This is a genomic window from Stenotrophomonas sp. (assembly GCF_032103445.1).
Classification (GTDB): domain Bacteria; phylum Pseudomonadota; class Gammaproteobacteria; order Xanthomonadales; family Xanthomonadaceae; genus Stenotrophomonas.
The window spans coordinates 39112-45307 of record NZ_DAMDFR010000035.1; the positions used below are offsets into that span (position 1 = coordinate 39112).

Genomic DNA, 6196 nt, shown 5'->3' on the forward strand with positions numbered 1-6196 from the left:
AGGTATCCCCTCCTCCGCGTCTGCCCCATGCTCATCATTGTTGGTTTTCTGATCGTCATTCTCAGCGTGCTCGGGGGGTACGTCGGCGCGCACGGCAAGCTGGCGGCCCTGTGGCAGCCCTACGAGCTGGTCATCATTGGCGGTGCAGCGCTGGGCGCGTTCCTGGTCGGCACGCCGGTCAAGACGGTCAAGCAGACCCTGGCCGCCAGCGTCGGCGTGTTCAAAGGCCCGCGCTACAAGCAGCAGGACTACCTGGACGTGTTGAGCCTGCTGTACGAACTGCTCAACAAGGCGCGCCGGGAAGGCTTCATGTCGCTGGAAGACCACGTCGAGCGCCCGGCCGACAGCGCGATCTTCGCCAACTATCCCAAGGTGCAGGCCGACCATCACCTGGTCGACTTCATGACCGACTGCCTGCGCCTGATGATCGGCAGCAACATCGAACCGCACGAACTGGAACCGCTGCTGGAAATGGAGCTGGAAAAGCACCATGGCGAAGCCATGCAGCCGGCGGCCGTGCTGAACAAGGTGTCCGACGGCCTGCCTGGCTTCGGCATCGTCGCCGCAGTGCTGGGCATCGTGATCACCATGGGCTCGATCGGCGGTGAAATCACCGAAGTGGGCGCACACGTGGCCGGCGCGCTGGTCGGTACCTTCCTCGGCATTCTGCTGGCCTATGGCTTTGTCAGCCCGCTGGCGGCCGCGGTGGAAGCGCGCGCCGAGCAGGACAGCCGCATCTACGAGTCCGTCAAGACCGCCCTGCTGGCCTGCCTGCGTGGCTACAACCCGAAGATCGCGCTGGAATTCGCCCGCAAGACCCTGCCGTCGAACGTGCGCCCGGGCTTCAGCGAATTCGAAGCCCACCTGAAGACGATCAAGTAAGGCAGCGTCATGGCCAACGACAAACCCACCGTCATTGTCCGCAAGGTCAAGAAGGCCGGCCACGGGGCCCATCATGGCGGTGCCTGGAAGGTGGCGTATGCCGACTTCGTGACCGCGATGATGGCGTTCTTCCTGGTGCTGTGGCTGATGGCGGCCACCAGCAAGCCCGAGCGCGCGGCCATTTCCGAGTACTTCCGCAACCCCAGCCCGCTGACCGGGCAGAGCCCGACGCCTGCGCCCGGCATGGCCGGCCCGGGCGGGGCCAGCACCTCGATGATCAAGCTGGGCGGGGCCACCGATGTCTCCCGCGGCACCAGCAACGACCCGTTCCAGAACGCGCAGGCCGAACGGCCGGTGCCGCAGGAAGACGAGCGCGAGCGTGAAAAGAAGCAACTGGAAGTGCTGAAGCAGGAACTGGAGGAAGCGATCAGCAAGAGCCAGGCGCTGGAGCCGTTCAAGGACCAGCTGCTGCTGGACCTCACCCCCGAGGGCCTGCGCATCCAGATCGTGGACAAGCAGAACCGGCCGATGTTCGACGTCGGCAGCGCCGCGCTGAAGCCGTACACGCGCGCGATCCTCAAGGAACTGTCCGAGTTCATCAACCACGTGCCGAACCGGATCAGCATCACCGGCCACACCGACATCACCGCGTACACCGCCGCCCACGGCTACAGCAACTGGGAACTCAGCGCCGACCGTGCCAATGCCGCGCGCCGGGCCCTGCTGGAAGGCGGCATGGCGGAAGAAAAGGTGACCCGCGTGGTCGGGCTGTCGTCGTCGGTGCTGTTCGACAAGGTCAAGCCGGACAACCCGATCAACCGCCGCATCAGCATCGTGGTGATGACCAAGGCGGCCGAAGCCGCGGCATTGTCCGGGTCCGGGCAGCAGGTCGGGTTATCGGGCACCACGGTGGATCCGGATGTGCAGGCCGATATCGCGCCGCCGGCCGGGCCGTCGGTGCCGGTGTTGGGGCCGGCGGACGGGGCACCGTAGGGGATCCGGTAGCGCCGGCCGTTGGCCGGCCCAAGGGATGTTTCCGGCGCCATGAGGGCCGGCCAACGGCCGGCGCTACCGCAATGACGATTACAATGGCCCTTTCCGAATCCAGAAAGACGTAATCCCATGTCCAAGCAGTCCAAGGCCAAGCGCGACAAGCGCAAGAAGTCGCAGCCCAAGCGCCCGATCCAGCGCCTGAACAGCCAGCAGCCGGTGCAGAACCACGCCGTGCTGCAGAACGCAGAAGGCCAGGTCGTGGCCGCCATCGGCCTGCAGGGCACCGAGTGGCTGCTGGCCATCGGCGGCCAGACCATGGGCAATGCCGACAACCCGGTGCCGATGCTGGCCATGCTCAAGCACCTGGCCAACGTGCAGGAGAAGGAAGGCCGCCCGGTCACCCTGGAAACCTCGCCGCAGCTGCAGCAGATGATTGACGACCTGGCCGCCGACGAAGGCAAGACCGCCGAGGAATACCTGGCCCAGCTGGTGTCCGAGTTCGAAGGCGTGGAAGACGCGGCCGACGACGCCGAAGGCGAAGCCGCTGAAGCCAGCACCGACGCCGAAGCCGCCCCGGCCGATGCCGACGCCCCGGCCGACAGCAGCGAGCAGCCCAAGGGCTGATCGCCACCGGTGACGGTCTATATCGACGATGCGGTTCACCCCTGGCGCGACCAGCGCTGGGCGCATCTGATGGCCGACACCCTGCCCGAGCTGCACGCCATGGCGGCGCAGCTCGGGATTCCACGGCGGGCGTTCCAGAACCGCCGCAGCGGCGCGCATTACGACGTGCCGGCCCCGATGCGTGAGCGCGCCATCGCGCTGGGCGCACGCGCCATTTCGCGGCATACCGACCGGGAATTGTTGAAGGCGGTGATCGCCAACGCGCGGTTGCAATACGACGCAACCGCGTGACGCATTGCGCGGGCCGGCCAACGGCCGGCGCTACCGTAATGCGTCCGACGGCAAGGTAGTGCCGGCCGCTGGCCGGCAACCAAGCGGTCTCCGGTGCGGTTCATGAGGTTGCCGGCCAGCGGCCGGCACCACCGGGACATCCGTCAGAACGGATCCGCCCCCGGGCGCACTTCCACCCCCAGCAACGAACACAGCGCCAGCATCGCGTCATCATCGCGGCTCAACGCCATCCAGCCCGCCAAGCCACCATTGCCGGTATCCACGCTCCACAGGCTGTAGTTGTGCTCGCGCAGGCGGTCATACGCGGTCGCCATCAACATCGGCGCATCCACGTCCTCGGCGAAGTCCTCATCGTCCAGGTCGCCGCCCCAGTCCACCTGCACGTTGAAGCGCGCGGACAGCTCGTTCACCGCCGACACCAGCGAGTCGGCGTCATCGCGCTCGACCTCGTAGCTCGACTGCCAGGCGGTCGCCACCATCAGGGGCGGCAGCCAGTCAGCCTCCTCGTCAATGGACTCCCCCGCCTCCAGCAGCTGCTCGCGCCAGCGGTTGAACTGCTGCAGTGCCAGTTCCTCGTCGCCCGGGTTGATCAGCACGAACAGATTCCAGATCCGCGCCTCGAAATCGTCTTCGTCGAAATCGCGCTCGTCTTCTTCGAAGTCGAAATAATCGCTGTTGTCGGGCATGGGCGGGAACTCCTGGAAACAGTCCGCATTCTGACCTGCCAGCGCGTGCGCAGGAAGCGAAATCGGCTTAAACCGGGGGCCTCGGGTATCCTGTGCGCCTGAAGGCGGCCGCGGTGGCCGTCAGTGTGAACCCGAATCATGAGCGATACCCCTCCGGATCATCTGGCGATCAACCCGGCCAGCCCCTTCCACGATGCCGCTGCCCTGGAGCGCGGCGTGGGCATTCGTTTCAACGATGTCGAGCGTGACAACGTTGAGGAATACTCGGTCAGCGAAGGCTGGATCCGCGTGCAGGCCGGCAAGTCGCGCGACCGTCGCGGCAACCCGATGACGGTGAAGGTCAAGGGCACCGTGGTGGCGTATTACCTGGATCAGAAGCCGGAAGCGTAATCGCGCGCGGGGAGTTTCCCGCACGGACGCGCATGGCGTGTGGGTCGAACGCAGGATCATGGCGTTGACACGCATGGCGTGTCACTACGACCCTTGGTCGGGCGACCTGTAGGGACGCGCCGTGCGCGTCCGGCGCGGCGTCACTCCCGCTGCCGGGTTTCCAGCAGATCCAGATTGCGGATCAGCTTGCGCGAGATCTCATCGGAAATGCTGCCGCGCCGGGTCAGCCGGAACAGCTCCTCGCGCTCGGCGGTGAGCCCTGCGTTGCGCAGCTGCCGGTAGCCCTGCTCCATCCGCTTCACCTTCTCCGGGTCCGCATCGGGCCCGTGTTCCTTCTCCAGGTTGCGCTGGTACAGCAGGCTCACCCGTGCGGCCGCATCGTTGTACAGCTGCACGTTCTCGGTGTTCTGGTTCTGCACCAGCTGCTGGCGCATGCGCTCCACGCCCGCCAGTGCGGCCTTGGATGCCAACCGGCGCGCCAGGTCCTCTTCCTTGCGTTCACCGGAATCGGCCGGCAGCTGCAGGCCTTTCAACAGCCTCGGCAAGGCCACGCTGGCTCCGATCAACGAGAACAGAATCACCGCCGCCGCCAGGAAGATCACCAGGTCGCGCGCCGGGAAGGCCGAGCCATCCGGCAGGAACAACGGCAGGGTCAGCACGCCGGCCAGGGTGATCGCACCGCGCACGCCGGCCACCGAGGTGGCCACCACCACCCGCCACTGGGTGACCGGACGTTCTTCGCCACGATGCCGTGCACGCAGCAGGCTCCAGCGCAGCGACAGCCACACCCACAGCAGGCGCAGCGCGACCAGCGCCACGTTGATCACCACCACGTACACCAGCAGCCACCACGCGCTGTGGTGTCCGCTTTCGTTCACCGTGTCGATGGCGCGCTCCACGATGCCCGGCAGCTGCTCGCCCAGCAGCACGAACATGATGCCGTTGAAGCTGAACTGCAGCATGTTCCACACCGCCGTGCGCTGCACGCGCATGCTTCCGGACACGCGACCGGTCAGCTCGACGTAGCTCATGGTGATGCCGGCCGCGACCGCAGCCAGGATGCCCGAGGCCTTGGCCTCTTCGGCCAGCAGATAGGCCGCGAACGGAATCAGCAGATTGACCAGCAGCGCCGCGCCGGGCTCTTCACCGAAGCGCCGCCATAGCCAGCGCTGGAAGGTGGACACGCCAAGGGTCACCGCCACGCCGATTGCCAGCCCGGCCACCGCCACCCACAGGAAGGTCAGCGAAGCGGTGGCCAGCGAGAACGAACCGGTCATCACTGCCGCCACCGCGAAGCGGAAGCAGACCAGGCCGGACGCATCGTTCAACAGCGACTCGCCTTCCAGAATGTGCATCAGCCGCTTCGGAATCGGCATGCGCGAGGCGATCGAGCTGACCGCCACCGGGTCGGTCGGCGAGATGATCGCCGCCAGCGCGAACGCCACTCCCAGCGGCATCACCGGAATCATCCAGTGGATCAGCAGGCCCGCACCGATCACGGTGAAGATCACCAGCCCGAAGGCCAGTTCCAGAATCACGCCTTTGTCGCGGAACAGGCCCTGCTTGGGAATGCGCCAGCCGTCCAGGAACAGCAGCGGTGGCAGGAACAGCAGGAAGAACATTTCCGGCTGCAGCGCGTGGCCGCGGTTGAACACGCCGGCAATGACCGCGCCCAGGCCGATCTGCACCAGCGGTAAGGGCAGTGAAAGCGGCAACACGCGCACCAGGTAGCCACTGGCCACCACGGCGACCAGCATCGCCAGGACGACTTCAATCGTATGCATGCCGAAAAAATTACCACAGCGGCACCGTTACCTGAACACGGTGCCGACCTGCGGCTCAGTGGGCGGACAGGCGTCAGCCGGCCGCGCCGTCGAAGCGGTAGATGTCCATCGCCAGCATGCCGGCGTCGATACCGGCATCGATGCGCTGCGCGCCCAGCTGTTCACCGCCCGCGGCACCCATCGCGAAGTGCAGCGGCTGGAAGTGCTCGTCGGTGGGATGCGCGCGCTCGGCATACGGAGCCTGGCGGCGGTAATCGAGCAATGCAGCGGTGTCGTCGGCCTGCAGCCGCTGCTCCACCCACTCGATGAAGGGGCGCACATACGGGGCTTCGCCGCCGCTGTGATACGCGCGGAAGTCGTGCAGGTTGTGGGTGATGCTGCCCGACCCTATCAGCAGCACGCCGTCATCGCGCAGCGGGGCCAGCGCGCGGCCGAGGGCCAGCTGGTGCGCCGGGCCCAGCATCGGCTGCAGCGCCAGCGGCACCACGGGAATGTCGGCATCCGGGTAGAGCAGGCGCAGCGGCACCCAGGCTCCGTGATCGAGCC

At 66.6% G+C, this 6196-nt stretch carries 8 protein-coding genes; 5 read left to right on the forward strand and 3 right to left on the reverse strand.

The window, feature by feature from the left end; all coding sequences use genetic code 11:
* The first annotated feature begins 27 nt into the window (after window positions 1–27).
* The 4 genes from motA (at window position 28) to RT551_RS13465 (ending at window position 2790) form a co-directional block, all read left to right on the forward strand.
* Window positions 28–882: a flagellar motor stator protein MotA gene (gene motA, locus RT551_RS13450; protein ID WP_125361098.1), complete on the forward strand. Its 855-nt coding sequence runs from the start codon at window positions 28–30 to the stop codon at window positions 880–882.
* Window positions 883–891: 9 nt separating this feature from the next.
* Window positions 892–1875: a flagellar motor protein MotB gene (gene motB, locus RT551_RS13455; protein ID WP_313459494.1), complete on the forward strand. Its 984-nt coding sequence runs from the start codon at window positions 892–894 to the stop codon at window positions 1873–1875.
* A gap of 129 nt (window positions 1876–2004) precedes the next feature.
* Window positions 2005–2499, forward strand: coding sequence for a hypothetical protein (locus RT551_RS13460; RefSeq protein WP_313459497.1), 495 nt, complete (start codon window positions 2005–2007; stop codon window positions 2497–2499).
* A 9-nt stretch (window positions 2500–2508) separates the two neighbouring features.
* Entirely contained in the window at window positions 2509–2790 is a 282-nt protein-coding gene (locus RT551_RS13465; RefSeq protein WP_313459500.1) for a DUF4031 domain-containing protein, read from the forward strand.
* Window positions 2791–2933: 143 nt separating this feature from the next.
* Here RT551_RS13465 and RT551_RS13470 read toward each other — a convergent pair whose 3' ends face one another.
* Complete coding sequence (locus RT551_RS13470; protein ID WP_282298178.1) at window positions 2934–3476, reverse strand: hypothetical protein; 543 nt, start codon at window positions 3474–3476, stop codon at window positions 2934–2936.
* 138 nt (window positions 3477–3614) lie between these two features.
* Between RT551_RS13470 and RT551_RS13475 the strand changes: the two genes are divergently transcribed.
* A complete protein-coding gene (locus RT551_RS13475) occupies window positions 3615–3866 on the forward strand; it encodes a DUF3297 family protein (protein ID WP_311193671.1) in 252 nt (83 codons plus the stop codon).
* A 140-nt stretch (window positions 3867–4006) separates the two neighbouring features.
* Here the strand turns inward: RT551_RS13475 and RT551_RS13480 are convergent, their stop codons facing one another.
* Complete coding sequence (locus RT551_RS13480) at window positions 4007–5650, reverse strand: Na+/H+ antiporter (protein WP_313459503.1); 1644 nt, start codon at window positions 5648–5650, stop codon at window positions 4007–4009.
* 73 nt (window positions 5651–5723) lie between these two features.
* Window positions 5724–6196: class III extradiol ring-cleavage dioxygenase (locus tag RT551_RS13485; RefSeq protein ID WP_313459505.1), on the reverse strand; the 473-nt coding region annotated here is incomplete at its 5' end.